This is a genomic window from Corynebacterium nasorum (assembly GCF_022345765.1).
Taxonomy (GTDB): Bacteria; Actinomycetota; Actinomycetes; order Mycobacteriales; family Mycobacteriaceae; genus Corynebacterium; species Corynebacterium kefirresidentii.
The window spans coordinates 100,896-127,742 of record NZ_JAKRDR010000006.1 but is presented as its reverse complement, the minus strand read 5'-3'; the positions used below and the strand labels follow the sequence as shown (position 1 = coordinate 127,742).

26 protein-coding genes and 2 pseudogenes are annotated in these 26,847 nt (G+C 60.1%); 11 read left to right on the top strand and 17 right to left on the bottom strand.

The features are described 5' to 3' along the window. A partial coding sequence (locus MHK04_RS06535) for an IS30 family transposase (protein WP_239227022.1) occupies positions 1-488 on the top strand: 488 nt, incomplete at its 5' end. A 407-nt stretch (positions 489-895) separates the two neighbouring features. Here the strand turns inward: MHK04_RS06535 and MHK04_RS06530 are convergent. After that, positions 896-1,639: a hypothetical protein gene (locus tag MHK04_RS06530; RefSeq protein ID WP_239206841.1), complete on the bottom strand. Its 744-nt coding sequence runs from the start codon at positions 1,637-1,639 to the stop codon at positions 896-898. A 105-nt stretch (positions 1,640-1,744) separates the two neighbouring features. Between MHK04_RS06530 and MHK04_RS06525 the strand changes: the two genes are divergently transcribed. Then, positions 1,745-2,875, top strand: a complete 1,131-nt coding sequence (locus MHK04_RS06525; protein ID WP_023021827.1) for an Mrp/NBP35 family ATP-binding protein — start codon at positions 1,745-1,747, stop codon at positions 2,873-2,875. Positions 2,876-2,878: 3 nt separating this feature from the next. Here MHK04_RS06525 and MHK04_RS06520 read toward each other — a convergent pair whose 3' ends face one another. The 3 genes from MHK04_RS06520 to sigE form a co-directional block, all read right to left on the bottom strand. Then, the gene (locus MHK04_RS06520) at positions 2,879-3,430 is read right to left on the bottom strand and encodes a twin-arginine translocase TatA/TatE family subunit (protein ID WP_239208053.1); all 552 of its coding nucleotides are present in this window, start codon (positions 3,428-3,430) and stop codon (positions 2,879-2,881) included. 23 nt (positions 3,431-3,453) lie between these two features. Continuing rightward, complete coding sequence (locus MHK04_RS06515; protein WP_239206839.1) at positions 3,454-3,903, bottom strand: anti-sigma factor family protein; 450 nt, start codon at positions 3,901-3,903, stop codon at positions 3,454-3,456. Positions 3,904-3,987: 84 nt separating this feature from the next. Then, positions 3,988-4,617 (bottom strand): RNA polymerase sigma factor SigE, encoded by a 630-nt coding sequence (gene sigE, locus MHK04_RS06510; RefSeq protein ID WP_239208052.1) that lies wholly within the window; start codon positions 4,615-4,617, stop codon positions 3,988-3,990. Positions 4,618-4,768: 151 nt separating this feature from the next. Here sigE and MHK04_RS06505 point away from each other — a divergent pair, with 151 nt between their 5' ends. Continuing rightward, positions 4,769-5,416 (top strand): O-methyltransferase, encoded by a 648-nt coding sequence (locus tag MHK04_RS06505; RefSeq protein WP_239208051.1) that lies wholly within the window; start codon positions 4,769-4,771, stop codon positions 5,414-5,416. On the opposite strand, the gene glgC is transcribed toward MHK04_RS06505, so the two are convergent. Then, the gene (gene glgC / locus MHK04_RS06500; RefSeq protein WP_086588169.1) at positions 5,413-6,630 is read right to left on the bottom strand and encodes a glucose-1-phosphate adenylyltransferase; all 1,218 of its coding nucleotides are present in this window, start codon (positions 6,628-6,630) and stop codon (positions 5,413-5,415) included. The genes MHK04_RS06505 and glgC overlap by 4 nt on opposite strands. Positions 6,631-6,739: 109 nt before the next feature. Between glgC and glgA the strand changes: the two genes are divergently transcribed. Together glgA and MHK04_RS06490 are read left to right on the top strand one after the other, a co-directional pair. Next, positions 6,740-7,894, top strand: a complete 1,155-nt coding sequence (glgA, locus tag MHK04_RS06495) for a glycogen synthase (RefSeq protein WP_200287766.1) — start codon at positions 6,740-6,742, stop codon at positions 7,892-7,894. 12 nt (positions 7,895-7,906) lie between these two features. Then, positions 7,907-9,349: a GH32 C-terminal domain-containing protein gene (locus MHK04_RS06490; protein WP_200287768.1), complete on the top strand. Its 1,443-nt coding sequence runs from the start codon at positions 7,907-7,909 to the stop codon at positions 9,347-9,349. Between the two features lie 327 nt (positions 9,350-9,676). Here MHK04_RS06490 and MHK04_RS06485 read toward each other — a convergent pair whose 3' ends face one another. Genes MHK04_RS06485 through dapE form a run of 7 tightly spaced genes read right to left on the bottom strand, consistent with a single transcriptional unit; the run spans position 9,677 to position 14,432 of the window. Further along, positions 9,677-10,543, bottom strand: a complete 867-nt coding sequence (locus tag MHK04_RS06485) for a methyltransferase domain-containing protein (RefSeq protein ID WP_200287770.1) — start codon at positions 10,541-10,543, stop codon at positions 9,677-9,679. A gap of 9 nt (positions 10,544-10,552) precedes the next feature. Continuing rightward, positions 10,553-10,720, bottom strand: coding sequence for a DUF3117 domain-containing protein (locus MHK04_RS06480; protein WP_005323535.1), 168 nt, complete (start codon positions 10,718-10,720; stop codon positions 10,553-10,555). Between the two features lie 12 nt (positions 10,721-10,732). Beyond that, a complete protein-coding gene (locus MHK04_RS06475) occupies positions 10,733-11,026 on the bottom strand; it encodes a DivIVA domain-containing protein (RefSeq protein WP_023021836.1) in 294 nt (97 codons plus the stop codon). 3 nt (positions 11,027-11,029) lie between these two features. Then, positions 11,030-11,752 carry a glucosyl-3-phosphoglycerate synthase gene (locus tag MHK04_RS06470; protein WP_239208050.1) on the bottom strand — a complete coding sequence of 241 codons (723 nt, stop codon included), beginning with the start codon at positions 11,750-11,752 and terminating at the stop codon, positions 11,030-11,032. After that, positions 11,749-12,561, bottom strand: a complete 813-nt coding sequence (folP, locus tag MHK04_RS06465) for a dihydropteroate synthase (RefSeq protein ID WP_239208059.1) — start codon at positions 12,559-12,561, stop codon at positions 11,749-11,751. Before folP ends, MHK04_RS06470 begins: the two co-directional genes overlap by 4 nt. A gap of 14 nt (positions 12,562-12,575) precedes the next feature. Further along, positions 12,576-13,340 carry an LOG family protein gene (locus MHK04_RS06460; RefSeq protein ID WP_023021839.1) on the bottom strand — a complete coding sequence of 255 codons (765 nt, stop codon included), beginning with the start codon at positions 13,338-13,340 and terminating at the stop codon, positions 12,576-12,578. Positions 13,341-13,343: 3 nt separating this feature from the next. Next, a complete protein-coding gene (gene dapE, locus MHK04_RS06455; RefSeq protein ID WP_239208049.1) occupies positions 13,344-14,432 on the bottom strand; it encodes a succinyl-diaminopimelate desuccinylase in 1,089 nt (362 codons plus the stop codon). Positions 14,433-14,521: 89 nt separating this feature from the next. Between dapE and MHK04_RS06450 the strand changes: the two genes are divergently transcribed. The 3 genes from MHK04_RS06450 (at position 14,522) to MHK04_RS06440 (ending at position 18,300) form a co-directional block, all read left to right on the top strand. Further along, positions 14,522-15,880: an amino acid permease gene (locus MHK04_RS06450; RefSeq protein ID WP_239208048.1), complete on the top strand. Its 1,359-nt coding sequence runs from the start codon at positions 14,522-14,524 to the stop codon at positions 15,878-15,880. 17 nt (positions 15,881-15,897) lie between these two features. Next, a complete protein-coding gene (gene dapD / locus MHK04_RS06445) occupies positions 15,898-16,869 on the top strand; it encodes a 2,3,4,5-tetrahydropyridine-2,6-dicarboxylate N-succinyltransferase (protein ID WP_239208047.1) in 972 nt (323 codons plus the stop codon). Between the two features lie 99 nt (positions 16,870-16,968). Further along, complete coding sequence (locus MHK04_RS06440; RefSeq protein ID WP_239227024.1) at positions 16,969-18,300, top strand: amino acid permease; 1,332 nt, start codon at positions 16,969-16,971, stop codon at positions 18,298-18,300. A gap of 349 nt (positions 18,301-18,649) precedes the next feature. On the opposite strand, the gene trpS is transcribed toward MHK04_RS06440, so the two are convergent. The 4 genes from trpS to MHK04_RS06420 form a co-directional block, all read right to left on the bottom strand. After that, positions 18,650-19,663, bottom strand: coding sequence for a tryptophan--tRNA ligase (trpS, locus tag MHK04_RS06435; RefSeq protein ID WP_239208118.1), 1,014 nt, complete (start codon positions 19,661-19,663; stop codon positions 18,650-18,652). Positions 19,664-19,829: 166 nt separating this feature from the next. Next, entirely contained in the window at positions 19,830-20,405 is a 576-nt protein-coding gene (locus tag MHK04_RS06430; RefSeq protein WP_239208119.1) for a recombinase family protein, read from the bottom strand. Further along, entirely contained in the window at positions 20,405-20,668 is a 264-nt protein-coding gene (locus MHK04_RS06425) for a hypothetical protein (RefSeq protein WP_239208120.1), read from the bottom strand. The genes MHK04_RS06430 and MHK04_RS06425 overlap by 1 nt, the downstream gene beginning before the upstream one ends. 132 nt (positions 20,669-20,800) lie before the next feature. After that, complete coding sequence (locus MHK04_RS06420) at positions 20,801-21,610, bottom strand: pentapeptide repeat-containing protein (protein ID WP_239208121.1); 810 nt, start codon at positions 21,608-21,610, stop codon at positions 20,801-20,803. A gap of 72 nt (positions 21,611-21,682) precedes the next feature. On the opposite strand from MHK04_RS06420, the gene MHK04_RS06415 reads away from it, so the two are divergent. Beyond that, positions 21,683-21,982 carry a hypothetical protein gene (locus MHK04_RS06415; RefSeq protein WP_239208122.1) on the top strand — a complete coding sequence of 100 codons (300 nt, stop codon included), beginning with the start codon at positions 21,683-21,685 and terminating at the stop codon, positions 21,980-21,982. A 95-nt stretch (positions 21,983-22,077) separates the two neighbouring features. Here the strand turns inward: MHK04_RS06415 and MHK04_RS06410 are convergent. Continuing rightward, positions 22,078-23,374: pseudogene (locus MHK04_RS06410) on the bottom strand (IS3 family transposase). Between the two features lie 129 nt (positions 23,375-23,503). On the opposite strand from MHK04_RS06410, the pseudogene MHK04_RS06405 reads away from it, so the two are divergent. Together MHK04_RS06405 and MHK04_RS06400 are read left to right on the top strand one after the other, a co-directional pair. Beyond that, positions 23,504-24,651: pseudogene (locus MHK04_RS06405) on the top strand (putative PEP-binding protein). Positions 24,652-24,791: 140 nt separating this feature from the next. Further along, the gene (locus tag MHK04_RS06400; RefSeq protein ID WP_239208123.1) at positions 24,792-26,360 is read left to right on the top strand and encodes a YfcC family protein; all 1,569 of its coding nucleotides are present in this window, start codon (positions 24,792-24,794) and stop codon (positions 26,358-26,360) included. The last annotated feature ends 487 nt before the right edge of the window (positions 26,361-26,847 follow it).

Below are 26,847 nucleotides of genomic sequence, written 5' to 3'. Positions count from 1 at the left end.
TAGACGACCGGGCAGTACCAGGTCATTGGGAAGGCGACCTCATTCTAGGCGCGGGTAATAAGTCCGCAATTGGAACGCTAGTAGAGCGAACCACGCGCTATGTCATCTTGCTGCATTTACCTAATGGGCATAGTGCTACCGAAGTAAATGCAGCACTTACTAAAGCGATTGCTACCTTGCCAGATCATCTCAAAGGATCACTTACCTGGGATCAGGGAAGTGAAATGGCCTGCCATAAGGCCTTTTCTGTAGCTACAAACTGTCCCGTGTTTTTCTGCGATCCTGGTTCGCCGTGGCAGCGAGGCACCAATGAAAACACCAATGGACTACTACGGCAGTACTTCCCTAAAGGAACAGACCTAAGCCTCCATAGTGCAGCGGACCTAGAATTCGTCGCCATGCAACTCAACCGCCGTCCCCGCAAAACCCTGGGCTTTCAAACACCAGCCGAGAAAATGGCCGCACTGATAAACTCAACCGAAACATAGGAAGTGTTTCCACGACCACTAAAATCCGCCCGTTCCTCAGGAACTACGGACTCGGCTCGCTTCTCAACTAGAGCTTTCTTCTGACTCGACTCTCCTTGCCTCTCACGTTCTTAGCCCACACTTCACTCCTTTCGCGCTCACGGGGAGTGACCGCTGCGAGAAAGGTGCGCTGCCGGTGAGCGCGAAGGGAGGGAGTGAGGGTATTGCTGTGCTATGGCCGACCGCGTTCGCAACAGCACCGTTGATCGGACCTGCTGAATTGTTCGGGAATTGGCATCTACGTCAAGCTTGAAGGCTTTGGGCGCCGTTCAGATAACCACGAGCTGTCGGGCCCGTTGGTTTTACTTGACTTGGTGGTTTCCGAGTTGTCGACGCCTGGAAACTTCCGCCTACCCGCCAAAGAAAAACTATTTGGAGCCTCCGGTGAGATCAGACCCACCGGAAGAATCTGAGTCGCCTTCCTCATCGAGCATTTTCGTGCCGGAGCCGTGCAGCCACGTGCGAACCACTTTTGCCACGTCGCCTTTTTGCTCTGCTTCTTGCGCCAATTCAGAGATGTCTTTTCGCGTGATGAACTTCGTCAATGAAGCTATAGATTGGCGTTCCTCGCGGTCCAAGAGATCATCCTGGTAGAGCGCCACAAAATTCTCGGGGAGCTTTGGCTCCGCGTCCTCACAGCCAGTGGCGCTGGATGGTTCCACCGCGGCTAGGTCGCCTGGAAGTGCAGACATTAAAGCGATGTGAGTACGCGCTAGGTAGTCCTCACCGCCTGGTTGGGAGGAGTGCTGAGCTTTTCTGTAGTCCTTGGAGACTTCCCGCGCCTCACCGGGATTGAGAACGCTGAGAAAAGCCCCCGTGCAGCCGACATAAAAATTACCATTAGGGTTCAAATAGCGACCGGACTTAGACTCTTGGAAAATATCCTCCCTAACAAGGGAGGCCTCACGCCCCTGACTGATCAGCTCTTGGCGAAAGATCTCCGCCAGCACTACTTGGTCGGTCTCACCAGCATCTACCATGATGCCAACGGGCGCACGCTTAGCATTATCCGCATAAGGATCTCCATCAAACTGGGAGGAGCAGCCGGTAAGCAGCATGGCAGAGAGCACCACGCCAGCAATGGCGTGGGCAGGGCGGGCACAGCTGCGCATGGCGATACTATTCTCCTTCAGTTAGGCGGCGCTCGAGCGTCTAGATGATTCTACACCGAGGGCGTGTTTACCTCCTGTTGCGGCCCGACTAAGATGGCAAGGGTTATGTCTAGCGTTATTACTGAATCCGCCGTACGCGAGGCACTTTCCCGCGTTGAAGATCCCGAAATCGGGCGCCCCATCACCGAGCTCAACATGGTGAAATCAGTTTCTGTCACCGGAAACGATGTAGCCGTAGAAATTTACCTCACCATCGCCGGCTGCCCCATGAAGTCCACCATCGAGTCCAATACTCGCGCAGCAGTAGAGGATATTGAGGGCGTAGGAAACGTCACCGTGACGATGGAAGCCATGAGTGATGAGCAGCGACGAGAGTTGAAAAAGAAGCTCCGTGGCGGCCAAGCTGAGCCGGAAATCCCGTTTGCCAAGCCAGAATCCACCACGCGAGTCTTTGCGGTGGCTTCTGGCAAGGGCGGCGTCGGCAAGTCCTCGATGACGGTAAATCTCGCCGCAGCGCTGGTGCACAAGGGGCTTAAAGTCGGCATCGTCGATGCCGATATTTACGGCCACTCTGTTCCTAATCTGCTGGGCTGCACCGATGGCCCGACCGTTCTCGATGATGAGATGCTTTTGCCCCCGATTTCCCATGGCATTAAGCACATCTCCATCGGGCAATTCGTCGAAGGCAACGCCCCTGTGGTCTGGCGCGGACCTATGCTCCACCGTGCATTGCAGCAGTTCTTGGCCGACGTTTTCTGGGGTGACCTAGACGTTCTCCTGCTGGATCTGCCTCCAGGCACTGGCGATATCGCCCTATCCGTGGCCCAGCTCATTCCTAATGCGGAGTTGCTCATCGTTACCACCCCGCAAGCCGCAGCTGCCGAGGTGGCAGAGCGTGCCGGGTCCATCTCCCAGCAGACGCGCCAGCGCGTGGCCGGTGTGATTGAGAATATGGGCGCTATGGTCATGCCGGATGGTTCCACCATGGATGTCTTTGGTACCGGCGGCGGACAGATTGTGGCCGATCGCCTCGGCGTCATTCTTGGCCATGAGGTTCCACTGCTGGCTTCGGTGCCTCTGGATCCCACCCTACGCAGCGGTGGCGATGCCGGCACGCCGATCGTTATAGACGCCCCCGAGTCCCCCGCCGCCCAACAGATCCAGGCGGTGGCCGATAAACTGGCCATCCGCTCCGATTCCCTAGTGGGCAAAAACCTGAACTTGGGCGTGAACTAGCCCCTAGGTTACATCTTCCCACATGCCGCCGCCGGTGGATTCTTCCCCACCGCGCGGCGGTTTCTTTTCGGTCGCGGGCTGCTCCGTCGATTGCGGTTGCGAAGCTGCGGCGCGCTGCTGCGGCTGTGGCTGTGGCTGCTGCGGCTGCTCGGCATAAACCTGGGAATAGTCGAAGCTTGGGCGCTGTTGCGGTTTCTGCTGTTCCGGCTCCTTGGGAGCGGTATTGCTCTTAATATCTTCTGCCATCTTCTGGGGATTGAAGTCATCCCAGGCGGATTCGTCGCCGTCAAAAAGCGCCTTGGTGATTGCGCCCTTCGGCCCCAGACGCGTCCACTGCGCGGCTTGGGTAAGCGGGCCACGGATATCATCAAATTCCGAGCTAATAGAGCCCATCTCCCCATTGAGCTCCGCCTTGGCATTATTGATGGCCTTCCGCGCCGCATAGATGGCTGCGCGCACGTCCTTAATCACCTCAGGCATGCGTTCTGGGCCGATGACTATGATGCCCAAGAGCACAATGACGAAAATCTCGGGCCAACCAATGGAAGAAAACACGCTTAAATACTAGTCCCTCGCTCTTAGCCGCGCTGATTGTGCTTGATTGCGCGAACCACCATCTCCACCTTGTCCAAGAAGTCCTGCTGGGGCCGGTGCGCTGGCGTTGCTGCATCGGGCCCCGGGGTTACCTCCTCCGAGGCAATGCCTGCGAGCTTCGCGAGCAAGGACTGCGGCGCCTTGACCGTTGCGGACTCCGCACAGTGGCGCACCCATTCCGAGGCACGACGCTGCTGATGCACATCCGCGCGGCATTCAGCGCAGTGCACCAGGTGAATGCGCACACGGTGCATAAATTTTGGCTCCATCTCACCGTCCACAAAGGCAACAACCGCCTCTGGGCCCAAATGCCCGATGGTATCGCTACGCCGCGCCTTGGCCTTCGCCCTATCGCGAGCCTTGGCTTGGGCGGCATCAAATCCGCCGTGCACGCTCAGCGTGGACAAGGTTCGGCGTCCCCGCAGCGAGTCCATCGATCCCTCCTCCACTAGTTGCTCGGCCTTCATTGACGCGGAAAGTCCCCGCCGGCAGCGGGGACTATGCAGTTTCTCTAAAGTTTAGCGCGTACGCAGCAGCATGCGCGTTTCCGCATTGGTTTGCGCCTCTTTTTCTAGCGCCGCGCGTAACTGGGAACGGCCGCGGTGGATGCGCGAGCGCACCGTACCCATCTTGACACCAAGGGTCTCTGCAATCTCGTCATAGCTCATCCCAACGACATCGCACAGGACCACGGCCACGCGGAAATCGGGAGCCAGCCCGTCGAGCGCGGACTGCAAAGCTGGATCCAGGTTAGCCACGGAATAAGCCTGCTCCGGGGTCATATCCGTACCAGGAACGCGTTCATAATCCTCTGGCAGGGCCTCCATGCGGATCTTGGAACGGTGACGCACCATATCCAAAAAGAGGTTAGTGGTAATACGGTGCAACCAGCCTTCAAACGTTCCGGCTTGATACTTGTCCAAGGAGCGGAAGACGCGCATGAAGGTTTCCTGGGTGAGGTCCTCGGCGTCATGCTGATTGCCAGACAGGCGATAAGCCAAGCGGTAGACCCCATCGGCGTGCTCGGCCACGAGGTCACCCCAAGCGGGCATGTCGCCCGTGCCAGCATCGAATGCTGCGGTACCGGTCAACTCTGCCTCAGAGATTGCAGGTTGAAGGGATTCGGCATCGCGCTTCATCTTTGTCATGCATGTCATCTTTCTACACTCAGCACAGAAACTCCAGCCATAGTGCTGATAATATCCTGTGAACCCGTCACATTATCCCCACCGACCACAACCTTGCTGGCTAAGCGCGTTTTTGCCACATTGGCGGACACTTTTCCCTATGGTTTATTACGTGACTAATACCGCATACGAAGCACTGCGTTCTTATATCGAGACCACCAGCGAAGCATCCCCGGCCCTAAGTGGCGCACGCGACCACGCCGCAGAGTACGGCTTGCCAGTCCCGGATGAATCCACCGGCCAGCTGCTCACCACCCTGACGGCCGCCTCCACTGGTTCCACCGAGCGTCCCCAAGCTGTGGCCATTACCCCGGCCGCCAATGTAGCGGGCCTCTATGTGCTCGCCGGCATGCCCGATAACGGCATTTTGACCTGCATCGACCCCGAGGCGGAGCACCAGCGCAGCGCCAAGACCGCATTCCGCGAGGCCGGCTATGCGCCATCCCGCGGCCGTTTTTTGCCATCGCGCCCGCTCGAGGTCATGGGTCGCCTCGCCAACGATGCTTATCAGGTCATCTACGCCGACGTCGCCGCGCTCGAGTTACGTGCCATCATCAAGGCCGCGTGGCCACTGCTGCACCAGCGCGGCACCCTAGTCTTGGCTAATTCTTTGCTCGATGGCACGCTTGCCGACGCCTCCCGGACCGACCGCGACACCGCCGCCGCCCGCGAAGCAGACGAGTACCTGCGCGAGCTCGAGGGGGCGAGCGTAACCCGCTTGCCGCTGGGTTCCGGGCTCACCCTCGTGACGAAGCTCTAGACCTTTTGGTTTTTGCCGACGACGACCACGCCGCCGTCAGAAACCTTAAAGCGCTCTTCATCACGCTCGCGGTCCACTCCGATAATCGCGCCATCACTAACGACGACGTTCTTATCTAGGATCGCGCGGCGCACCACTGCACCGCGCCCGATACGCACGCCAGGCAGGATCACTGATCCTTCGACCGTAGCTCCGTCGGCCACATGGACATCGGACGCCAGCACTGAATTGCGCACAGTGCCGCCAGAGACGATGCAGCCTGGGGCCACCATCGACGACTGCGCGATGCCGTTTTGCACGAACTTGGCCGGTGGGAAATTGGAATCATCCGTCGAGTGGATCGGCCAATTCTGGTTATAAAGGTTGAAAATCGGGTGCACCGAAATCATGTCCATGTGCGCCTCGTAGAAGGAATCGATGGTGCCGACGTCGCGCCAGTAGCCGTGGTCACGCTCAGTAGCCCCTGGCACTTCATTGGCCATGAAATCGTACACATGCGCCTGTCCCCGCTCCACAAAGTACGGGATAATATCACCGCCCATATCGTGGGCGGAGTCCTCGTTCTTTTCGTCCTCCAAAAGGGCGTCGATAAGCGCCTGCGCTGTAAAGACATAATTGCCCATCGAGGCATAGCTCATATTCGGATCATCCGGAGTAGCCGGCGGGTCCGCGGGCTTTTCCACGAATTGCGTAATCGTGCCCATGCCATCGGCTTGGATGCAGCCAAAGGCCGTCGCTTCCGAGCGCGGTACGCGAATACCTGCCACCGAACAATCCAATCCGGTGGCGATATGCTCTTCTACCATCTGTGCCGGATCCATGCGGTATACGTGGTCTGCACCAAAGACGATGACATAATCCGGATTCTCGTCATAGATGAGGTTCAGCGACTGCACAATTGCATCTGCCGAGCCGTTGTACCAGCGCTTGCCGCGGCGCTGCTGGGCGGGCACCGAGGCAATATACTGCGGGGTCGGCCCCGCCAAGTTCCACGCCTGGGAAATGTGGCGGTCCAGAGAATGGGACTTGTACTGGGTCAGCACCGCAATCTTGAGATAACCGGCATTGACCAGATTGGACAAAACGAAATCAACGAGGCGGTAGGAACCACCGAAGGGTACGGCGGGCTTGGCGCGGTCTTCGGTCAGGGGGAAAAGGCGCTTTCCCTCACCGCCGGCGAGGACAATGGCTAGGACATTCGGCAGGCTTCTCACGTTTTCAAACCTATCCGCAAATCCCACATTCCGCAGCAGAACTTTGCACATTTTTACCCCCATATCGGAATTCTGCACATGACAGCAGAGATACGTATTCTGGGTGGGCATGAGAGCCGGAATCTTTTCCAAAGAATACCCGCCGGAAATATACGGCGGAGCCGGAGTTCACGTAGCTGAGCTCACCCGTTTCATGCGCGATATCATCGATGTCTCCGTGCACTGCATGGGCTCCCCGCGCGAAGAAAAAGACGTCTTTGTCCACGGCGTAGATCCCGCACTCGAGGGTGCCAACGGCGCGCTGCAGACCTTGTCCACTGGGCTGCGCATGGCCGATGCCGCCTCCGATATCGACATCGCCCACTCCCACACGTGGTATACGGGCCTTGCTGGCCACCTCTCCGCCCGGCTTTATGATATTCCGCATGTGGTCACCGCCCACTCTCTCGAGCCGCACCGCCCTTGGAAGCGCGAGCAGCTTGGCGGCGGCTATGACATCTCCTCATGGTCCGAAAAGAACGCCATGGAATATGCCGATGCCGTAATCGCCGTCTCTGCCGGTATGAAGGACTCCATCCTCGATGCCTATCCGCGCATCGATGCCTCCAAGGTCCACGTCGTCCTCAACGGCATCGACACCGAGCTATGGCAGCCGCGAGAGGGCGATGTTTTGGACAAGCTGGGCGTCGATAAGCAGCGCCCCATCGCTGCCTTCGTCGGACGCATCACCCGGCAAAAGGGCGTAAAGCACCTGCTGCAGGCGGCGCAGAAATTCGATCCAGACATCCAGCTGGTCTTGTGTGCCGGCGCCCCTGATACGCCCGAAATCGCGGCCGAGACCGAGGCACTGGTCGATGAGTTGCGCGCCCAGCGCGATGGCATTTTCTGGGTCAAGGATATGCTCCCGCGCAACGAGGTCCAGCAGATTTACACCGGTGCCGATGTTTTTGTCTGCCCGTCCATCTACGAACCGCTGGGCATCGTGAACTTGGAAGCAATGGCCTGTGGCACGGCCGTTGTTGCCTCCAACGTGGGCGGCATTCCCGAGGTAGTAGTCGATGGTGAGACCGGCGTGCTAGTGCATTACGACGCCACCGATACCGCAGCCTTCGAGGCCGACCTCGCCGCTGCAGTCAATGACGTCGCCGCCGATAAAAAGCGCGCTGCCGAATTTGGGCGCGCCGGCCGCGAGCGTGCCATTCGTGATTTTTCTTGGGCTACGATTGCCGCCCAGACCGTCGATATTTACCGCAGTCTGATTTAAGGAAGGATAGCCGTGACAACCCACCGCCCCGAACTGCATTTTGTCCCTGAAGACGGCGTCCTCGACGCCCCCGCCGGAATCCTGCGCGATGGCGATACTTGGCATCTGTTCTACCAGTACCGCCCCACCGCGGACTCCCCGGCGCGCTGGGGACACACCTACTCCGAAGAGTCTCCCTTTGACTGGTTGGACTGTGACGATGCCCTCGCCCCCGTCGGCGGCGAGCTCTCCCTGCGCGCAGGTTCCGTAGCCCAAGGCCCAGACGATATCCATCTCTACTTCACCTCCGTGACCGCCGCCGGAATCGCCGTTCACCTCGCCCGCTACGCCAACGTGGACGAGATCTGCGAGGTCTCCGATGACCCACAGGCGCTCGACCCCAATGTCGTTCGTTTTGGCGAAGTCGTGGGCAATACCCGCAACTTCGATCATTTCCGCTCCCCCTCCGTGGTGCCCGACTGGGCCTCAGAGGACCGCGATGACGGCCACGACGGTTGGCTCATGTTGGCTCTCACCGGCCACTCCGACGCCCCGGTTCCCGTCATCCTCGAATCCGCCGACGGCGTGTCTTGGCGCCTGCGCGGCAGCCTCAAGTTCGACGGCGACCCTGGCTTCCTAGAGGGCGAGGTCCCCGCTACCTCGCCCATTCCGCCGGTCGTCTCCCCGCGCCTAGTCCGACTGCGCGATGAGGTTGACGGCAATGTCTACGACGTCCTCTTTGTCACCTTGGAGCGTGGCGGCCGCGACGTCTCCGGCTACCTCGTCGGCCGGCTGGAGGGCACCACCTTTACCGTGGTCTCCGGCTTCCGCCGCGTAGACTTCGGCCACGATTTCTCCCGCCCACGCAGTACCAACACCACCACCGGCACGCTCACCCCCGAGCAGCGCTATGAGCGCGCCGTTATCGTTGGCCTCCTCAACGGCAACGGCCGCGGCGATGACGCCACCAAGCACGCCTCGTGGGAAGCCGAAGGCTGGGCCAATGCCCTTTCCTTACCCCGCCGAGTCACCCTCGAGGGCGGCGTCCTCTACCAAGCCCCCGCCCGGGGCTTGCCCGATGCCGTCAAGCTTTCCGATTACGCCCGCTCGTGGACCGGCGTCATGGAGGTGCCTTCCGGTTCCTGCGTCACCGTCACGCTTCTCGACGGCGCCGGTGACCCCGCCGCCACCATCCGCCACTCCGGCGATGACATCAGCCTCGATCGCTCAATGAACAAGGCTTTCAATCATTGCTTTGCCGATTCTGAGCCCGCCACCGCCACGCTTGCCGAGGGTGACTCCGACACCCTCACCATTATCCAAGACGGTTCCACCGTCGAGGTATTCGTCGATGGTGGCCTCATCGCCATGGCCTCCCGCGTCTACTTCGAGGGCGGTTGCTCTGGGCTGCGCGTCGAAACCTCCGGCGATGCCGTCATCGAGCAGGACTGGCAGCGCTCCGGCTCCAAGCTCTAAACATCACCCGACGCCCCGCTCGGTTCTCCACCCCGCCCTTCGCGCTCACCGGCACGGCCGCCCACCGCGGTTCCGCCGCTCCCGGTGAGCGGCAAGGGCGGGGTTGTGCGTTTCCGGACCCGCGGCACCCGCGCCACCCGCGGTACGGGGCGATGTCACGCCGCGCGCCCTTCGCGCTCACGGGGAGACGCTGGGGCGTCGGAAAGCGTGTGCTGGTGAGCGGCAAGGGCGAGGAACCAGCCCTCGCGCTCACCGGAGCAACGAAAAGAACCGCCCCACGCGCTGCTGGTGAGCGCGAAGGGCGGGGATGAGGCAGAAGGGCCGGGGCTAAACTGCGCGGAGGCGGTCCAGTCGAGCGCGGGCGGTAACCGTAAGTGTCGGAGGAAGAGCGGCCATGCGCTCGGCGAGTTCCCCGGCGCTAATGTGACGCGCGGACGGGCTCATCCCAACCTGCGCGGCAACGGAGGCCTTATCGAGCTCAATGGGGAACGAAATATCCACCGGATCGGCCGCCTGCTCGAGGTATCCCTCGGCCTGCTCGTACATGCGCTCCACCTTGCCGTCTTCCACGCCGAGGATGCCCAAAGGCTCCCGCAGCTCGTCCAAGTGGCCGGCATCAGGGGTCAAGACGATGACCTGGCCGCCTGGGACGAGCACGCGCTGGAATTCGGCCGGATTGCGTGGGGCGAAGACGACGGAAATAGCGTCGACGGACTCATCACGAATGGGCAGGCGCTCCCACACATCGGCCACGACGGCACCGACGCGCGGGTGGCACTTAGCCAAGTGCTTCGCGGCGTGCGGGGAAATATCGAGCCCGACGCCGCGGGCCTCAGCGATGGAGTCGAGGGTGTGGGCCAAGTAGTAGCCCGTACCAGCGCCCACCTCAAGCAGAGAGGCGGGCGTAGATTCGGCCAACGATGCGGAATCCAGCGCACCTTGGACTGCCCCAGTCACGGCCTCCACGAAGGGCGCGAAGTGCCCCATGGCCAAATAGGTCTCGCGGGCGTTGACCATGTCCATGTCATCGCCCTTGTGCTTGAGTCCGGCGCCGGCCGCGAGGGTGACGTAGCCCTGCTTGGCCACATCAAAAGAGTGGCCGGATTCCGAGACCAAGCGAGAGAAATCATCGGCACCAGAAAGCGCGGTGCCATCATTGGGATCAGCCAGAATGTCGACGATATGAGAAAGCATGTATCTAGACTAGCTAGAAACCTCGGTCAACAGAGAACCAAGCTCGGCGGCCTCGTCCTTGCTCAGCTCGATGACGATGCGCCCGCCGCCATCGGAGGGGATGCGCATGACAATTTTGCGGGACTCCTCTACTGCTTCCATTTCTCCGCCCGTGGTGCGCGGCTTCATTGCTGCCATAGTGAGTCTCCTTTAGTTAACTTCTTTTCCTTCCAGCTTAGACCTTTTCGGCGCGGAAGATAGTTGCTCTTCTAGTTGTGCGAGGAGATCATCTACTTGGTCCTGGCGGTACCCGCGGGGCACAACCTCGAATTTCACCTGGTCAAGGCGCCCTTCGCGGGCAGCGGCGCGGTTATTTTCGCGCACCTTCTCCGGCTCATCGAGCGGGTGCATAACCTCGCCGCGGCCAAAAATCGACCCCCATACCCAGGTCCCGATGACGGTCAGGGAGAAAAGGACGAGGAGGAGCATAATCCAAGACAGCATGGCTTAAACCTTACCTTTTAGCGGCGGGCGTTGAGCAACGGGCGCAGTAACCCCGGCGCGGGAGAGCAGTGTGCGCGCGACTACCTCGGCCATCGGCGCGAGTTCATGTAGCGGCCGGTTGCGGTGCACCCGAGTTCCCAAGTCCACCTGTGCTATTGTGCCCCGCTTGCCGACGTCCACCAATAGCCCCGCTTCCACCCCGTAGCCTTCTACAAAGGGCAGCTCGACGGCGGTGGCGCGGCGCAGAGAGTATTCGCCTCCGAGCGGCTGGTCGATATGAGCGAGCTCTGGGAAAAATTGCTTAATGAGCGGTTTGGCTGTCAGCTCGGTGACGCGGCCGCCGCCGGTGGGCTGTCCGTTGAGGCTGCGGCGGTAGCGGGCCTTGACCATTTCTACCGCGGGGTCGGAAAAAGGAGCGGCTAGGGCAGCTACCATGCCGGGCGCAGCGGATTCAAGATCCGCATCGACGAAGACGACTATGTCTCCCTTCGCCGCGGCGACCCCGCGCCAGAGGGATTCGCCCTTGCCGGGGCGCGGTTCTTCTGGCAGGATATCGCGCCAATTGCGTACCTCCGCCCCGGCTGCGGCAGCACGAGAGGCGGTGGCGTCGGTGGAATCGGCATCGATGACCAGCACCTCAAGCGGATTATCGGCAAGGCAGGCACGCACGACGTTCGCGACAGTGTCTTCCTCGTTGAGGGCCGGGATGACAACGGAGACACTCATGCTAGGCCTCGCGTGGTTGCCAATGGTGCCGCCTCGCCTTGGATGGCAGCAGTTATGCGAATGACGTCTGCGGTCTCAGCTACCTCGTGGACGCGGAAAGCGGCCACTCCGCGGGCAGCGGACCACGCGGTGGCGGCTAGGGTACCCGCAACGCGCTCTCCTACCCCGCGGTCTAGCGTCTCGCCCACAAAATCTTTGTTTGATAGCGCCATGAGCACCGGCCAGCCGGTGGCCACGACCTCGTCTATGCGCCGCAAAAGCTCGAGACCGTGGAAGGTGTTCTTGCCAAAGTCATGGGTCGGATCGATGAAGGTCAGGTCCTCCGGGCAACCGAGAGCGGCGGCGCGCTCGGCCAGCTGGGTGGTTTCCGCGATGACATCGGCCACCACGTCATCAAAATGGACACGGTGCGGCCGGGTGCGCGGGGTGATACCACCGGTGTGAGAGCAGACATAGCCCACGCGGTGGTGTCCGGCGACCTCGATGAGCTCGGGATCCCAACCCGCCCAGGTGTCATTTATGAGCCCGGCACCGGCTGCAATGGCTGCCTCTGCCACCTCGCTGCGCCACGTATCGACGGAAATGAGGACATCCGGGTGGCGCTGATGCACCTTCTCAATGGTCGGCACCACGCGGTCGATTTCCTCCGCCGCGTCCACAGCTTTGCCGGGGCCAGCCTTCACGCCACCAATATCGACGATCGAAGCACCGGCTGCGATCACCTCATCGCAGCGGCGCAGCGCCGGGTCGAGGTCAAAGGTTGCCCCCTTGTCATAGAAAGAATCCGGGGTGCGATTGACAATCGCCATCACACGCGCGAGGCTCAACGCGGCTCCCTGATGCGCTTATCGCTCATAACCTCGTGACGCTTAATGATGTGGGAGACGGCTTCATCGGGGTCGTCGGTAAGCAGGAAAAGCTCCCGGTCGCTTTCGTTGATAAATCCACCCGCTGCTAGCGTCTTGTCCATCCATTCCAAAAGGCCGGTCCAGTACTCGGTGCCCATGAGCACGATGGGGTAATTGGTCACCTTGCCGGTCTGCACCATGCACATGACTTCGAAGAACTCATCCATCGTGCCCATGCCGCCAGGTAGGCAAATGAAGGCCTGCGAGTACTTCAAGAACATCGTCTTGCGGGCGAAGAAGTAGCGGAAATTCAGGCCCAGGTCGACGTACTCGTTGAGGCCCTGCTCATGGGGAAGCTCGATGCCCAAGCCCACGGACAGCCCGCCGGCTTCGTGGGCGCCACGGTTGGCTGCCTCCATGATGCCGGGGCCGCCACCGGTGATGACGGCATAGGAGTGCTCGGCCAGCTTGCGGCCGACCTCGACGCCCAGCTGGTAGCTCGCGTCCTCGGGCGTGGTGCGTGCGGAGCCGAAGACGGTGACGGCCTTCGGCAACTTGGATAACGCATCGAAGCCGGCGACGAATTCGCCTTGGATGCGCAGCACGCGCCACGGATCGGCATGCTGCCACTCGTGGTCTGCACCGGACTCCAAGAGCCGCTGGTCAAAGGTGGAGGCCTGTTCGCCTTCGGTGCGCAGCAGCATCGGGCCGCGCAGAGTGCGCATCTGCTCAGGAGTCATGGTCTATCCCTTCAGGTATTTCAGGAGGGCGGTGGATACTTCACTAATCTGCGCGGTGGGGACCTGCTCGTCCTTTTTATGCGCAAACCCTGGGTCACCGGCGCCGAAGTTCACGGCCGGGGTGCCCATTTCGGAGAAGCGGGCGACGTCGGTCCAGCCAAACTTGGCGCGGACGTTGCCCCCGACGGCGTCGATAAGAGCTTTGGCTGCAGGCTGGCCCAACCCAGGCTGGGCGGCCGGGGCAATGTCGTCGATGTCGATGGTGACATCTTCTTCCTCGCCGATGATGGATTTCATGTACTCCAGCGCCTCCTCGCTCGTGCGGTCCGGGGCGAAGCGGAAGTTCACAAACATCCAAGCCTCATCCGGCAGCGTATTTGTGGCCACGCCGGACTCGAGGTGAACGATATTGAGGCCCTCGCGGTAAGTACAGCCGTCCATGGTGACGTCGCGGGACTCATAGGCGGCGATGCGGCTCATAATCGGTGCGAGCTTGTGCGCGGCATTGGAGCCGAGCCAGGCGCGGGCCGAGTGCGCGCGGGTGCCGTGCGCGGTCACGCGCAGGCGGATGGAGCCCTGACAACCGGCCTCCACCATGGCGCCGGAGGGCTCGCCCAGAAGCGCGAAGTCCCCCTCGAGCCACTCCGGGTGGTCCTTTTGCAGATGGCCCAAGCCATTAAATTCAGTAGCTACTTCTTCACCCTCATAGGCGATGACAGTAAGATCATGTTTCAGCTCCTCCGACTCGTGCAGCTGGGCAAAGGCATTAAGGTAGATGGCCATGCCTGACTTCATGTCCACGGTGCCACAGCCCCACATAATCTCCACCCCGTCTTTAGTGGTTTCCATGTGATGCGGTACATTTTCTGCCAACGGAACGGTATCAATGTGTCCGGCGAGCACCACGCGGGAATCTAGCCCACGGTTCGTGCGGGCGCACACGGTATTGCCGTAGCGGGCAACCTCGACGTCCAAACCGCGCAGCGCTTCTTCGACGGCGTCTGCGATGGCCTCCTCATGGTGGGAGGGGCTCGGAATATCAACGAGCGCCTTGGTTAGTTCGATGGGGTCTGCATATAGATCTAAAGTCACAAAGCGCCATGCTAGCGCCCCGCGTAGCTCCCCGCATTGTGTAAAGTTCACTTCACTGTAAATATTTCGTCCTCCCTAAGGTGATAACAATGGCCGAAACCGCTCAATTGAAATCCCGTCATCTCACGATGACGGGCCTTGGCTCTGCCGTGGGCGCCGGCCTCTTCCTCGGCGTAGGCCTCGGCATCCAGATTTCCGGCACCTCCGTGCTCATTTCCTATGCCGTGGCCGGCGCGCTCATTGCGCTAGTGATGTGGATGCTCGGTGAGATGGCCGCCGCCCGCCCCTCTTTGGGGTCATTTTCCACCTACGCCGGTCAGGCCTTCGGACACTGGGCACGCTTTACCATGGGATGGATTTATTGGTTCATGCTAATCATGGTCATGGGCGCCGAAATCACCGGGGCGGCCGCCATCATCTCCAGCTGGTTCGATATCGACCCGTGGATTCCGGCACTTATCGCCGTGGCATTCTTCGCAGTGGTCAATTTCGCGGCCGTGGGCGGATTTGGCGAGTTTGAGTTCTGGTTCGCCATCATCAAGGTCGGCGTCATTGTCGCCTTCCTTGCCATAGGCGTGCTCATGGCGCTGAGCATCCTGCCCGGCATGGATCTCTCCTTGGCCGGGACCAATTTCACCGCTAATTTCCTGCCCAATGGCATGCCCGGCTTCGCCGCCGGATTGCTAGCCGTGGCCTTTGCCTTCGGCGGTATCGAATTGGTTACTATCGCGGCGGCCGAATCCGAGGACCCAGCACATAACGTGGCCACCGCGGTCCGCGCCATTATCGTGCGCATCATGATCTTCTACATCGGCTCCATCGTGGTTATCACCATGGCGCTGCCCTTTAGCTCCATCCAGGACGCCGACGTAGCCGCCGATTCCCCCTTCACCCTCGTGCTTGGGGCCGCCAAGATTCCCTTCGCGTCCGGTTTCATGGAAGCGATTATCGCCTTGGCGCTGCTCTCCGCCTTCAACGCGCAGATCTACGCCACTTCCCGCTTGGTCTTTGACATGGCTAAGGATCACTGCGCCCCAGGATTCTTCCTCAAGCAAAATCGCGCTGGCTCCCCCATCAACGCGGTCATTTTGTCCATGGTCTTCGCCTTCGCTTCGGTAGGCCTGCAGTTTTGGAACCCTCCGGGGCTCCTAGCATTTCTCTTCAATGCAGTGGGCGGGTGTCTGCTGGTCATCTGGTCCTTCATCGTGGCTTCCTTTATCAAGCTGCATCCCCAAATGCGCGGCAATGGCGAGTTGACCGATCTGCGTGTGCCCGGCTTTCCCTGGCTGCCGTGGGTCACGGCCGCGGCGCTGGGCGGGCTCACCCTGCTCATGCTCTTTGACCCAGATGCACGCAACCAGGTCATCTCGGTACTCATCCTCGCTGCGATACTCGTCGTCTTGTCCTTCGTACTACCCACCGGCCAGCGCGCAGAGACGCGGAGGTAGTTGCTAAGCTAGCGGGCATGACTTCTGCATCCGCACGTGGCCTGGCAACCATTACCCATGACGGCACCGTCTTGGACGTCTGGTTCCCAGCCGTTTATACCGATAAGACCGTAGAGACCACCGAGACCAAGCGCTTGGAGGAGGTCCCTCAGCAGTTCTCCGCGCTGGCAGGCCCGGACGAGGAGCGCGGCGTGGCCCGCGTTGCCGTCGAGACCTCCATCAAAGATCTGGATGACGCCCCCGTCGATACCTACGATGCTTACCTGCGCCTGCACCTCCTTTCTCACCGCGCGGTCAAGCCGCACGGCCTGAATATGGATGGCATCTTCGGCCACCTCAATAACGTGGTTTGGACTAACTATGGCCCCTGCGCCGTCTCCGATTTCCAGATGGTGCGCGGCCGCCTTGCCTCCCGCGGCCCGGTCGTTGTCTACTCCGTTGATAAATTCCCGCGCATGGTGGACTACGTTGTGCCGTCTGGCGTTCGCATTGGCGACGCGGACCGCGTGCGCTTGGGCGCCCACCTTGCTGAGGGAACCACCGTCATGCATGAGGGCTTTGTGAACTTCAACGCCGGCACCTTGGGCGCCTCCATGGTGGAGGGCCGCATCTCCGCGGGCGTCGTCGTGGGCGATGGCTCCGATATCGGCGGCGGCGCGTCCATCATGGGCACCTTGTCCGGCGGCGGCAAGGAGGTCATCTCCATCGGCGAGCGTTGCCTGCTCGGCGCCAACTCCGGCATTGGCATTTCGCTTGGCGACGACGCCGTGGTCGAAGCCGGCCTCTACGTCACCGCCGGCACCAAGGTCACCGTCTTTGGCAAGGTCGCGGAAGCACTGGGCGTTGATAATGGCGAGAACGTCAAGGGTTCCCAACTCTCCGGTGCCTCCGGCATGCTGCTGCGCCGCAACTCCGTCTCCGGTGCGGTTGAGGCCGTGGAGTGGAAGGCCGAGGCCGTCGCGCTGAACGACGAGCTGCACAAGAATTAATACCCCCGATTCCTATAGACCAATCGGGGAAAATATGATGGAGGAGTGACTGATAACTCCTCCTCCCTCGGTTCTGGTCTGAAGGTCCGCCACCTAACCATGATGGGGCTTGGCTCCACCATCGGTGCCGGGCTATTCCTCGGCACCGGCGTCGGTATCTCCGCCGCTGGGCCCGCCGTGCTCCTCGCCTATATCATCGCCGGCTTCCTGGCCATTTTGGTGATGCAGATGCTGGGCGAGATGGGCACCGTTATCCCCGCCTCCGGCTCTTTTTCCGAATATGCCGAACATGGCATCGGCCGCTGGGCGGGCTTTACCCAGGGCTGGATTTATTGGCTAGCCACCGTCGCCGTACTCGGCGCCGAAATCACCGGCGCGGCCGGATTCATTGGCTCCTGGTTCGACGTCTCGCCGTGGATCCCCGCAGCTATCTGCGTGGTCCTCTTCGGCGTCATCAACCTGCTGCGCGTGCGTAGTTTCGGCGAATTCGAGTATTGGTTCGCGCTTATCAAGGTCGTCGTCATCGTGGCCTTCCTCATCATCGGCGTGCTGCTCATCCTGGGCCTCCTGCCTGGCCATTCTTTCATCGGCACCTCCGTCTTCCTCGAGGACGGCTTCATGCCCAATGGCCTCGGCGGCGTCGCGGCCGGCCTTTTGGCCGTAGCCTTCGCCTTCGGCGGCATCGAAGTCGTCGCCATCGCCTCTGCCGAATCCGAGGACCCCGAAAAATCCCTGGTCAACGCCGTGCGCTCCACCATCTTGCGCATCTCCGTGTTCTACTTGGGCTCCGTTCTCGTCATCACGTTCCTTCTGCCTTATTCCATCTTGGGAGGTGCCTCCACGGCCGCAGAATCGCCCTTCACCATGGTCCTCGAGCGCGCCGGCATCCCGGGTGCGGCCGGCATCATGGAGGTTGTCATCGTCCTTGCGTTGCTTTCCGCTTTCAATTCGCAGATCTACGCCTCCTCTCGCATGATGCACTCGCTGGCCTCCCGTGGCGAGGCTCCACGCATCTTCACCACCACCAATAAAGACGGCGTACCCACCACCGCTATTGCCCTGTCCGTCCTACTCTCGGCCGTCATGGTGGTGCTCAACTACGCCGATACAGGTTGGCTTCTTACCTTCATGCTCAATGCCGCCGGCGCCTCCCTGCTCATCGTGTGGGTATTCATCGCCGTCAGCCAGCTGCGCCTGCGCCGTCAGCTCGAAGCACTCCATCCCCTTCCCATCCGCATGTGGGCCTTCCCCTACCTGACTTGGTTCGCCCTCGCGCTCTTTGCGGCCATCGCGGTGCTCATGCTTACCGACGCCACCGCCCGCAGCCAACTCCTCTCCGCCGCTGCTATGTTTATAGTGCTTGCTATCGCTGGGGTTATCAATTCCAAAGCTCGAGGGCTCTCCCCATCGTCTACGCTTCCTCTGGGCTGATTAGGTCATGACGGATTACCAGTTATAAGAAGACTCGTATTAGACGATCTAAGGTGCCGAAATACATGCTCCGGCTGTGATTCTTCTCGAAGGATACAGTGATGCGTAGCCAACGGTACGGAGCGGAATATCCAGGGTAAGGCATAAATGAAGTGTTTTCCTTGGGGACCTTCCTCAAGCCAGGGAAACAGCGCAATTAAACGTATTGGGCTGTTTATATGGATAATTCTGACGAATCAGCGTCAGGTTTCAGGGCCAAGACTTTAGTCTTGCCCGCATTGCACTAACGCGGGCAAGCCCTACCCACCAATGTGCTTGAGAACAAGCAGGATCGATCTTTGTGGGTAATCTACCGAAAGAATCCCACTTTGCTATAGACGGCGTCGACAAGCGGCTGTGCAATCTCCTGCGCAGTCTCTGCCCCCTTGGCCAGGATGCGCTCGAGCTCGCCGCGGTCCGCCATCAACTCGTCATAGCGCGCCTTGAGCGGAGTGGTAAATTCCTGCAGCGCCTCGGCGGTATCCACCTTGAGGTGGCCATAGCCCTGGCCGGCGTATTTCTCCACCAAGGAATCGATGGACTCCCCCGTCAGCGCGGACTGGATGACCAACAGGTTGGAAACACCCGGCTGGTTGTCGCGGTCGAAGGCCACCGAGCCCAAATCATCCGTCACGGCGGACTTGATGCGCTTGGCCGAAGTCTTTGGCGCATCAAGCAGGTTGACCAAGCCCTTCGGGTTGGCGCCAGACTTGGACATCTTGGACGTCGGCTCCTGCAGGTCATAAATCTTTGCCGCACCCTCTGGGATGAACGGCTCCGGAACCTTGAAGGTCTCGCCGTACTTATTATTAAAGCGCTCGGCCAGGTTACGAGTCATTTCCATGTGTTGGCGCTGATCCTCACCCACCGGCACATAATCCGGCGAGTAAAGCAAAATATCGGCGGCCATAAGGATTGGGTAGGTAAATAGGCCCACCGAGGTACGGTCCGAGCCCTGCTTGGCGGACTTATCCTTGAACTGGGTCATGCGGGAGGCCTCACCAAAGCCGGTCAGGCACTGCAAAACCCAGGTCAGCTCCGCGTGAGCGGGCACGTGAGACTGTACGAAGAGCGTGGACTTTTCCGGGTCGATGCCTAGGGCAATGAGTTGGGCGGCACCCGCGATGGTGCGGTTGCGCAGCTCCTCGGGATTTTGCTCCACGGTAATCGCGTGCAGGTCCGGAATGAAATAGAAGGCATCATAGCTGTCCTGCAGGTCAATCCACTGCTTGAGCGCTCCTAGGTAATTACCCAGGTGATAGGAATCAGCGGTGGGTTGGATGCCGGACAGGACACGGGAAACAGTCGAATTCTTTGAAACCATGTCTTTTACATTATGTTCCAATGTGAATGCTCGAAACCCTTTTACTATGTGTGTCTAGGATCTGCTGTCTTTATCTTGGTCGGTTCTACGAGATAGCCTCGCGCTGCTAAGGAGAAGAAGACCTTCTGCCAGGATCTTTTAGTCCCATCTGATATGCTGCGCGGACTTAGGCGTTTTTCAACGCCCGATACACCGTAGGACGGGTAACCTCAAACTCTCGCGCGAGTGCTGCCTTTGACTCCCCTGCCAGTACGCGCCGCTTAATCTCTACTACTTGCTCTGGGGTTAGGGCGGGTTTGCGGCCTTTGTACTTGCCGGCCTTTTTCGCCAACGCAATCCCCTCCGCCTGGCGTTCGCGGATAATGGCCCGCTCAAACTCCGCAAACGAACCCAAAATACCCAACATAAGATCCGCGCGTGGGTCACTAGTGTCCTTCGAGAAGGATAGGTTCTCGTGCAGGAAGGTAACGGTCACGCCTTTGTCTGTGAGTTCGTCGACAATACCGCGCAGATCGGTTAGTGAGCGGGCGAGGCGGTCGATCGATGAGACGACGAGTTCGTCACCGTCGCGCACATAGGCCATGCACTCGCCAAGCCCAGGACGCTCTGTCTTAGTGCGGCCGGAAATCTTGTCCTCAAAGAATCGGTCAATACTTCCAGACGTGGACAGTAGTTCTTTCTGGCGCTGATTATTCTGCTCTACCGTTGAAACACGGATATATCCCACCCGCTGCCCACGCATTAGTCTTCACCCCGCGAAGGTTTAAAAGCCACGTTCTCCTGGTCGATGACCGCATCACGATACGACTCGATTGCATCCGAGAGAGCATAAAGCTGGACACCGTCGAGACCATCGGCGTCAGCAAGCAAGGCTTGTACAATCCTGCCCAACGCCTGCTGCCCCGACGACAACCCACCATGCAGATCTTTTACCCGCGCCAACGCGGGCACAGAATCAATATGACTTTCAATATGGAAACCATCGGACGACAACACCACAATCACCACTTTCTGTATAGATACGGCCTAGACCCCGCTATACATGTGTAAAACAATGGCAGAATTTACCTTATTTTACATGTAACTTACCGGCATAAATACACGTAACAATAGGGTGTACCTAATCGGACTTTTATACTATGGTTCGGGGTCTTCCTCCTTAGTGAAAGTCGCACCTAAATCTTGTAAGCGTTGTTTCTGTTGTGGAGTCAACGCCAAGTTATCCTCTGGAAGAATGGTCTCGTGCAAAGTTGCAGTTTCAAGAATTGAAAGGTCTGTAGGAGTTCCCGATAGGTCCGCGTTGCTTAGATCCGCACCACGCAAATCGGCACCCCCTAATTGTGCTAGTTCAAGGATTGCACCTTGTAGATTCGCGTTTCTTAGATTCGCGCCGTCAAACTTCGCCTCTATTAAAACTGCGTTGCTTAAGTCTGCCCCTTCGAGGTTTGCTCCACTAAAGTTTGCACAATTAAGCCAAAGACCACTCAAATTTTGTTCCTTTAGGTCAAAGTCTTTAAAAGGCAGTTCAGGAATGGAAGGGTCTGGTTTATCTGTGGAAGATTTCGTAGTGGGCGTACCAGGGGTAAATATGGTCCCGTCAGCTGTTAGACAATGGGGTGATAGGTTAGCTGACGTCGCAACTTGAGCCCGATCTCGAACGTATCGCAGATTTTCGAGTCGCTCTGCTGTGTCTGCCTGATTGTTAGAGTCCCAAATCTGCGTCACCATAAAAATGGATCCCACCACTGTGGAGGCAATGAATGGTATTCCAATGTCGCGGAGCCATTCGGAGCGGGCAGGCGAAGCAGAACTTGTGCTTTGGGTGACTTCTTTTTCCTGTTCGGTATGGCTCTCTATAGAGGGGTTCCTATCTGGTGCATCTTGTTCTTTCGGAGAAGCGTCTTTTGGTGTGTTTTCTTCGTTAGGTGTATTTTTGCCATAATCCATTCATAAAGAATATGTATAATGTCGGGGTTTAGCACGCGTTGTCGTTGGTCGGAGGTTAAGGGGGGTAAAGGAATGGCTGACATTATTCATGAAGCCCAGGACACGCACCTGTGCGCGTTGTTTATTGGGGCGCACGGGGAGACTGGAGACTACAAGTACGCACTAGACGCCGCCAACAGTGCCGCCAAGCACCTACAGGTAATACAAGCGGAGTTGCCTGCCACTTCCCCACTGGCCCGCGACGCCGGCACACTCGCCAAGTTCGTACGCGCAGCACAGAGGAATCTGTCCCAACAACGGCCCGCAGATAACCCAGACGAACTTCTAGACTTAGCCACCAGCCTCAAAGAACGGCTGGAAGCTACACACTAAAGGAAACTCCCCTAGTGCTTCTCGTCGTTGGAAGCACTAGGGGAGAAGCCACCTGCGGGGGTGAACTGGCCCCCGAAAGTTGGACTGGTTTAACTCTAGGTGGTTAGGACTTCAAGGGTCTGATTTCGATATTGCATCGGGGTCAGGCCCTTGAGTCGTTGTTGGATGCGTTCGGTGTTGTACCACTGGATGTAGTCGTCGATCGCCTGGTTGAACTCTGCGACGGTGTCGAAGACTTCTCCGTGGTACATCTCGGTTTTCAAGTGGCCGAAGAAGTTCTCCATGACCGCGTTGTCGTAGCAGTTAGCTTTACGCGACATCGACTGAACACCGCCGTTGTCATGAATGAGGTTGCGCCAGGACGAATGCTGGTACTGGAAACCTTGATCGGTGTGCATCATCCACCCAGTCTCAGGCGCACACATTTTAATCGTCTGAGTTAAAGCATCGGCGGTAAAGGCTGTCGACGGTGATGTAGCCACGGTGTGGGCAACGATTGAACGGTCGAACAGATCCATCACCGGTGACAGGTAGACTTTGCGGCCTGCGATCCTGAGCTCGGTGACGTCGCTGACAAAGACGGTGTTTGGCTTATCTGGGGTGAACTTGCGGTCAAGTGTGTTCTCGGCAATGTGGCTGATCGTCCCGTTGTAGGAAACATATGGCCTGCGCTGGCGGACCTTGGCTCGAAGCCCCAACTCGCACATGAGTTTGTAGACGAGCTTGTGGTTGACCACCCACCCCTGGTTGCGCAGGTCAAGTAGCACTCGCCTGTAGCCGTAGCGATGCTTGTTACGTTCGAAGCTTTCCCGGATCGCGTCTTTGAGCGCAGCGTGCTTGTCCGGCTCGCTGAGTCGTTTCTGGTGGTAGAAGAACGTCGATCTCGGCATGCCTGCCGCATCCAAAAGGTATTGCAGACGATGCTGTGACTTGAGGATGACAATCGCCTGGACTTTCAGGCGCGTCCCTGATTCCTCAAGTCTCGCAATTTTTTTAAGTAAGCGTTTTCCGCTTCCAACCGTGCGATCTGGCGACGCAGCTTGTCCTCCTCCGTGAGCAGCTTCGGCGCGGCCAAACCTTTAGGCCTGCCTTTCGGCTTCGGTTTTAACGCGTCATCGCCACCTTTACGCCATTTCCACGACCACTGGCTGACTAGCTGCTCTGATGACAGGCCAAATTCACGCGCGAGATCCATCGCTGTCTCACCAGCAAGGTGGCGTTGGACAACTTCCTTCTTGATTTCGAACGAATACTGCTGCTTAGTCGGTTTCTCCACGAGACATAGCCTGCCATGCAGCGTAAACCGACGATAGAGCATACGGACGGCGTATTTGGAGACATCAAGAGCAGTGGCAGCAGCCTTAAAGCCCATGCCTTGCTCAAAAAGTTCAACCAACTGCTCGCGCTGATGCTCACTCAGCGAACTTCGAGCTCTCAATGAAAACTACCCCCCCCCACTAGTCGGTAACTGATTTTCTCAGTCCAACTAATGGGGAGCAGTTCACCCTCGACCGCCCCTCGATCCTCGTCGCCGCGGACCTTGCCCCCGCGGAAACCGCCACCCTGGACCCGGCCCGGGTCCTCGGCATCGTCACCGAGGCCGGCGGCGCGACCTCCCACACCGCGATCCTCGCCGCCCAGCTGGGCATCCCTGCCGTGGTGCAGGCCAAAGGTATCCTCGGGGTCGCACCCGGGAGCTTTGTAGCTATCGACGGCACCTCAGGCGACGTCATCATCACCCCCAGCGACACTGACACCGCCGCCCTGGCCGAGCGGTCGCGCCGCCGCGCGGCTGCTTTGGCGGGCTCCACGGGCTCGGCGGAGCACAACCACAGGGTGACGCTGCTGGCCAACATCGGCACCGTCGCAGACGCCGCCGCAGCGTCCGGCCTGGACCTGGAGGGCTGCGGCCTGCTCCGCACCGAGTTCCTCTTCGTGGACCGGGAGAGCGCGCCGACCGTGACGGAGCAGGCGGAGATGTATGCGGGCGTGCTCAGGCGTTCGGGCGCCGCCGCGTGGTGGTGCGCACCCTGGACGCCGGCGCCGACAAGCCGCTGCGCTTCGCCGACCTCGGCGCGGAGCCCAACCCCGCCCTTGGCCGCCGCGGGCTGCGCCTCTCCATGGCGCGCGAGGCGGTCGACGGCTGCGACCTGTGGGTCATGGCCCCTATGGTGGCCACGCAGGAGGAGGCCGAGTGGTTTGTGCGCCGCGCCCGCTCCTTCGGCCTGCCCCAGGTCGGCGTGATGGTGGAGACCCCGGCCGCTGCCTTGACCACCGAACAGCTCCTGGGTGCGGCGGACTTCGCCTCCATCGGCACGAACGACCTGTCCCAGTACACGATGGCCGCCGACCGCATGCAGGGCGAGCTCGTCCCGCTGCTGTCCGTGTGGCAACCCGCCGTGCTCGCTATGATCCGCGCCGCCGCCGAGGGTGGCTGGGCCGCCGGCAAGCCAGTCGGGGTGTGCGGGGAGGCGGGCGGGGACCCGCTTGCAGCTCTGGTGTTGGTGGGGCTCGGGGTGGCGTCGCTAAGCATGGCCCCCTCCAAAATCGGGCCGGTGCGGGCCGCGCTCCGCGGGCACGACCTGGATACGTGCCGCGAGATGGCGCGCCGGGCCCTCGCCGCGCCCACGGCGGCGCAGGCCCGCGACGCAGCGCACGATCTACTCTGATATCCGAGGGCAATTGCTGTAAGAATAATCACCCTCTCGCGGTGCCTGTGGCGCATGGTGGCGGGTTTACACTTATTCCTGTACCGACCACTCGCCTGGGACATTCGCCCCGGGCACCTAGCCAGGGAAGGACTAACACCGTGACCACGGCAGCTCCCCAACAACAGGCCCCTGAGAAGAAGAAGAAGAAGAAGTTCGAGTTCCCGTCGGCCTTCACCATTCTCTTTTTCCTCACCGTCATCGCGGTGCTCTGTACCTGGTGGGTGTCAGCCGGCTCCTACTCCAAGGTGGAGTACAACGAGGGCGCCAGCGACCTCGTCGTCACCGCGCCGAGCGGCGAAACCAGCGACATGCCCGCCACCCAGGAAACCCTGGACCAGCTGGGCGTGCCGATCAACATCGACAGCTTCACCGGCGGGGACATCACCAAACCCGTCTCCATCCCCGGCACCTACGAGCACGTTGACCCGCACCACGCCGGCTTTATGGACATCCCGCTCAGCATGGTGCACGGCACCATCGAGGGCGTGGACATCATCGTGTTCATCCTGGTGCTCGGCGGCCTCATCGGCGTAGTGCGCGCAACCGGGGCGTTCGAATCCGGCTTGTTCGCGCTGACCAAGAAGACGAAGGGCCGCGAGTTCATTCTCGTCGCCGCGGTGTCGATCCTCATGGTGATGGGCGGCTCCTTCTGCGGCCTCGAGGAGGAGGCGGTGGCGTTTTACCCCATCCTCGCCCCCATCTTCATCTCGCTCGGCTTCGACGCGATCGTTGTGGTTGGCTCGGTGTTCCTCGCCGGCTCCATCGGCTCGGCATTCTCCACCATCAACCCGTTCTCGGTCATCATCGCCTCCAACTCCGCGGGCATTAAGTTCACCGAGGGTATCGGCTGGCGTGCCGCCGGCGCGGTGGTGGGCGCGATCGTGGTGATTACCTACCTGTACTGGTACGCCAAGAAGATTAAGAAGGACCCCTCGGCCTCCATCGCCTACGAGGACCGCGAGAAGTTCAACGCGCAGTGGCAGCTCGACACCGCGGAGGAGGACATCCGGTCGTTCGACCTGAAGCAGAAGGTCATCCTGATCCTCTTCGCCGCGGCCTTCCCCATCATGGTGTGGGGCGTGATGAGCCAGGGCTGGTGGTTCCCCACCATGGCAGCGTCCTTCCTCATCATCACGATCATCATCATGATCCTGTCGCTGTTTGGCAAGCACAAGCTCAGCGAGGGCGAGGTAGTTGAGGCCTTCTCGCAGGGCGCTTCCGAGATGGTGGGCGTGGCCCTGATCATCGGCCTCGCCCGCGGCATCAACTTGGTCCTCAACGAGGGCATGATCTCCGACACCATGCTCGACGCCGCCACCCGCCTCGTCTCCGGCATGCACGGCCCCGTGTTCATCCTGATGCTGATGGTGGTGTTCTTCTTCCTCGGCTTCGTGGTGCCCTCGTCCTCCGGCCTCGCCGTGCTGGCGATGCCGATCATAGCCCCGCTCGCGGACTCCGTGGGCATCCCCCGCTTCATCGCCGTGTCCGCCTACAACTGGGGCCAGTACGCGATGCTCTTCATCGCCCCGACCGGCCTGGTTATGGCCACGCTGCAGATGCTGCATATCAAGTACTCCCACTGGTTGAAGTTCGTCTGGCCGATGGTGGTGTTCATGTTCGTCTTCGGCGGCGCGATGCTTGTCGCGCAGGTGCTCATCTACAGCTAGGGCCGGCGCCCTCCCCCCGCCCTCGGCGGGGCAAGGAGTGGTTCACGGAGACGTACCGGCTACCGTCGCCGTAGATGAAGTGGAGGTGCGACGCCTCCCGAACGATGCGCAGGTAGCCGTCCGTCACCAGTGAATGGCACGCGGAACACAGGGGCAGCAGATCCTCCAGATCTGTGTGGCCCCGTTTTCCCATTCCTTAACGTGGTGGACCTCGATGAAGCGCGCGTGCGTGCACCCCGGCGCTCGGCACGCCGATGTTGTTGGGCAAGTAGGCGTGGCCAGGGTGGTTTTCGGGGTGGCGCGGGCGATGTGAACGATGCCCGTCAGCGCCTGCACCAGCTTCCGGCCGATCGGCAGACCGTACCCGGATACCGTCTGCCGCGGAGCGCACGCCGCCTCCGCCGCCCAGTAGCTCGTCGACGCCGTTGTACGCGATCTCCCCGATCTTTAACGCCGCCGGTAGTACCCGGGTTGCTTCTCGACGTCC

Excerpts from the sequence above, each read along its gene's own strand:
- MHK04_RS06530 (WP_239206841.1), bottom strand. The coding sequence starts at position 1,639 with ATGCGCAGCTGTGCCCGCCCTGCCCACGCCATTGCTGGCGTGGTGCTC.
- MHK04_RS06525 (WP_023021827.1), top strand. The coding sequence starts at position 1,745 with ATGTCTAGCGTTATTACTGAATCCGCCGTACGCGAGGCACTTTCCCGC.
- MHK04_RS06515 (WP_239206839.1), bottom strand. The coding sequence starts at position 3,903 with ATGGACTCGCTGCGGGGACGCCGAACCTTGTCCACGCTGAGCGTGCAC.
- sigE (WP_239208052.1), bottom strand. The coding sequence starts at position 4,617 with ATGACAAAGATGAAGCGCGATGCCGAATCCCTTCAACCTGCAATCTCT.
- glgA (WP_200287766.1), top strand. The coding sequence starts at position 6,740 with ATGAGAGCCGGAATCTTTTCCAAAGAATACCCGCCGGAAATATACGGC.
- MHK04_RS06485 (WP_200287770.1), bottom strand. The coding sequence starts at position 10,543 with ATGCTTTCTCATATCGTCGACATTCTGGCTGATCCCAATGATGGCACC.
- MHK04_RS06480 (WP_005323535.1), bottom strand. The coding sequence starts at position 10,720 with ATGGCAGCAATGAAGCCGCGCACCACGGGCGGAGAAATGGAAGCAGTA.
- MHK04_RS06475 (WP_023021836.1), bottom strand. The coding sequence starts at position 11,026 with ATGCTGTCTTGGATTATGCTCCTCCTCGTCCTTTTCTCCCTGACCGTC.
- MHK04_RS06470 (WP_239208050.1), bottom strand. The coding sequence starts at position 11,752 with ATGAGTGTCTCCGTTGTCATCCCGGCCCTCAACGAGGAAGACACTGTC.
- folP (WP_239208059.1), bottom strand. The coding sequence starts at position 12,561 with ATGGCGATTGTCAATCGCACCCCGGATTCTTTCTATGACAAGGGGGCA.
- MHK04_RS06460 (WP_023021839.1), bottom strand. The coding sequence starts at position 13,340 with ATGACTCCTGAGCAGATGCGCACTCTGCGCGGCCCGATGCTGCTGCGC.
- MHK04_RS06450 (WP_239208048.1), top strand. The coding sequence starts at position 14,522 with ATGGCCGAAACCGCTCAATTGAAATCCCGTCATCTCACGATGACGGGC.
- dapD (WP_239208047.1), top strand. The coding sequence starts at position 15,898 with ATGACTTCTGCATCCGCACGTGGCCTGGCAACCATTACCCATGACGGC.
- MHK04_RS06440 (WP_239227024.1), top strand. The coding sequence starts at position 16,969 with ATGATGGGGCTTGGCTCCACCATCGGTGCCGGGCTATTCCTCGGCACC.
- trpS (WP_239208118.1), bottom strand. The coding sequence starts at position 19,663 with ATGGTTTCAAAGAATTCGACTGTTTCCCGTGTCCTGTCCGGCATCCAA.
- MHK04_RS06430 (WP_239208119.1), bottom strand. The coding sequence starts at position 20,405 with ATGCGTGGGCAGCGGGTGGGATATATCCGTGTTTCAACGGTAGAGCAG.
- MHK04_RS06420 (WP_239208121.1), bottom strand. The coding sequence starts at position 21,610 with ATGGATTATGGCAAAAATACACCTAACGAAGAAAACACACCAAAAGAC.
- MHK04_RS06415 (WP_239208122.1), top strand. The coding sequence starts at position 21,683 with ATGGCTGACATTATTCATGAAGCCCAGGACACGCACCTGTGCGCGTTG.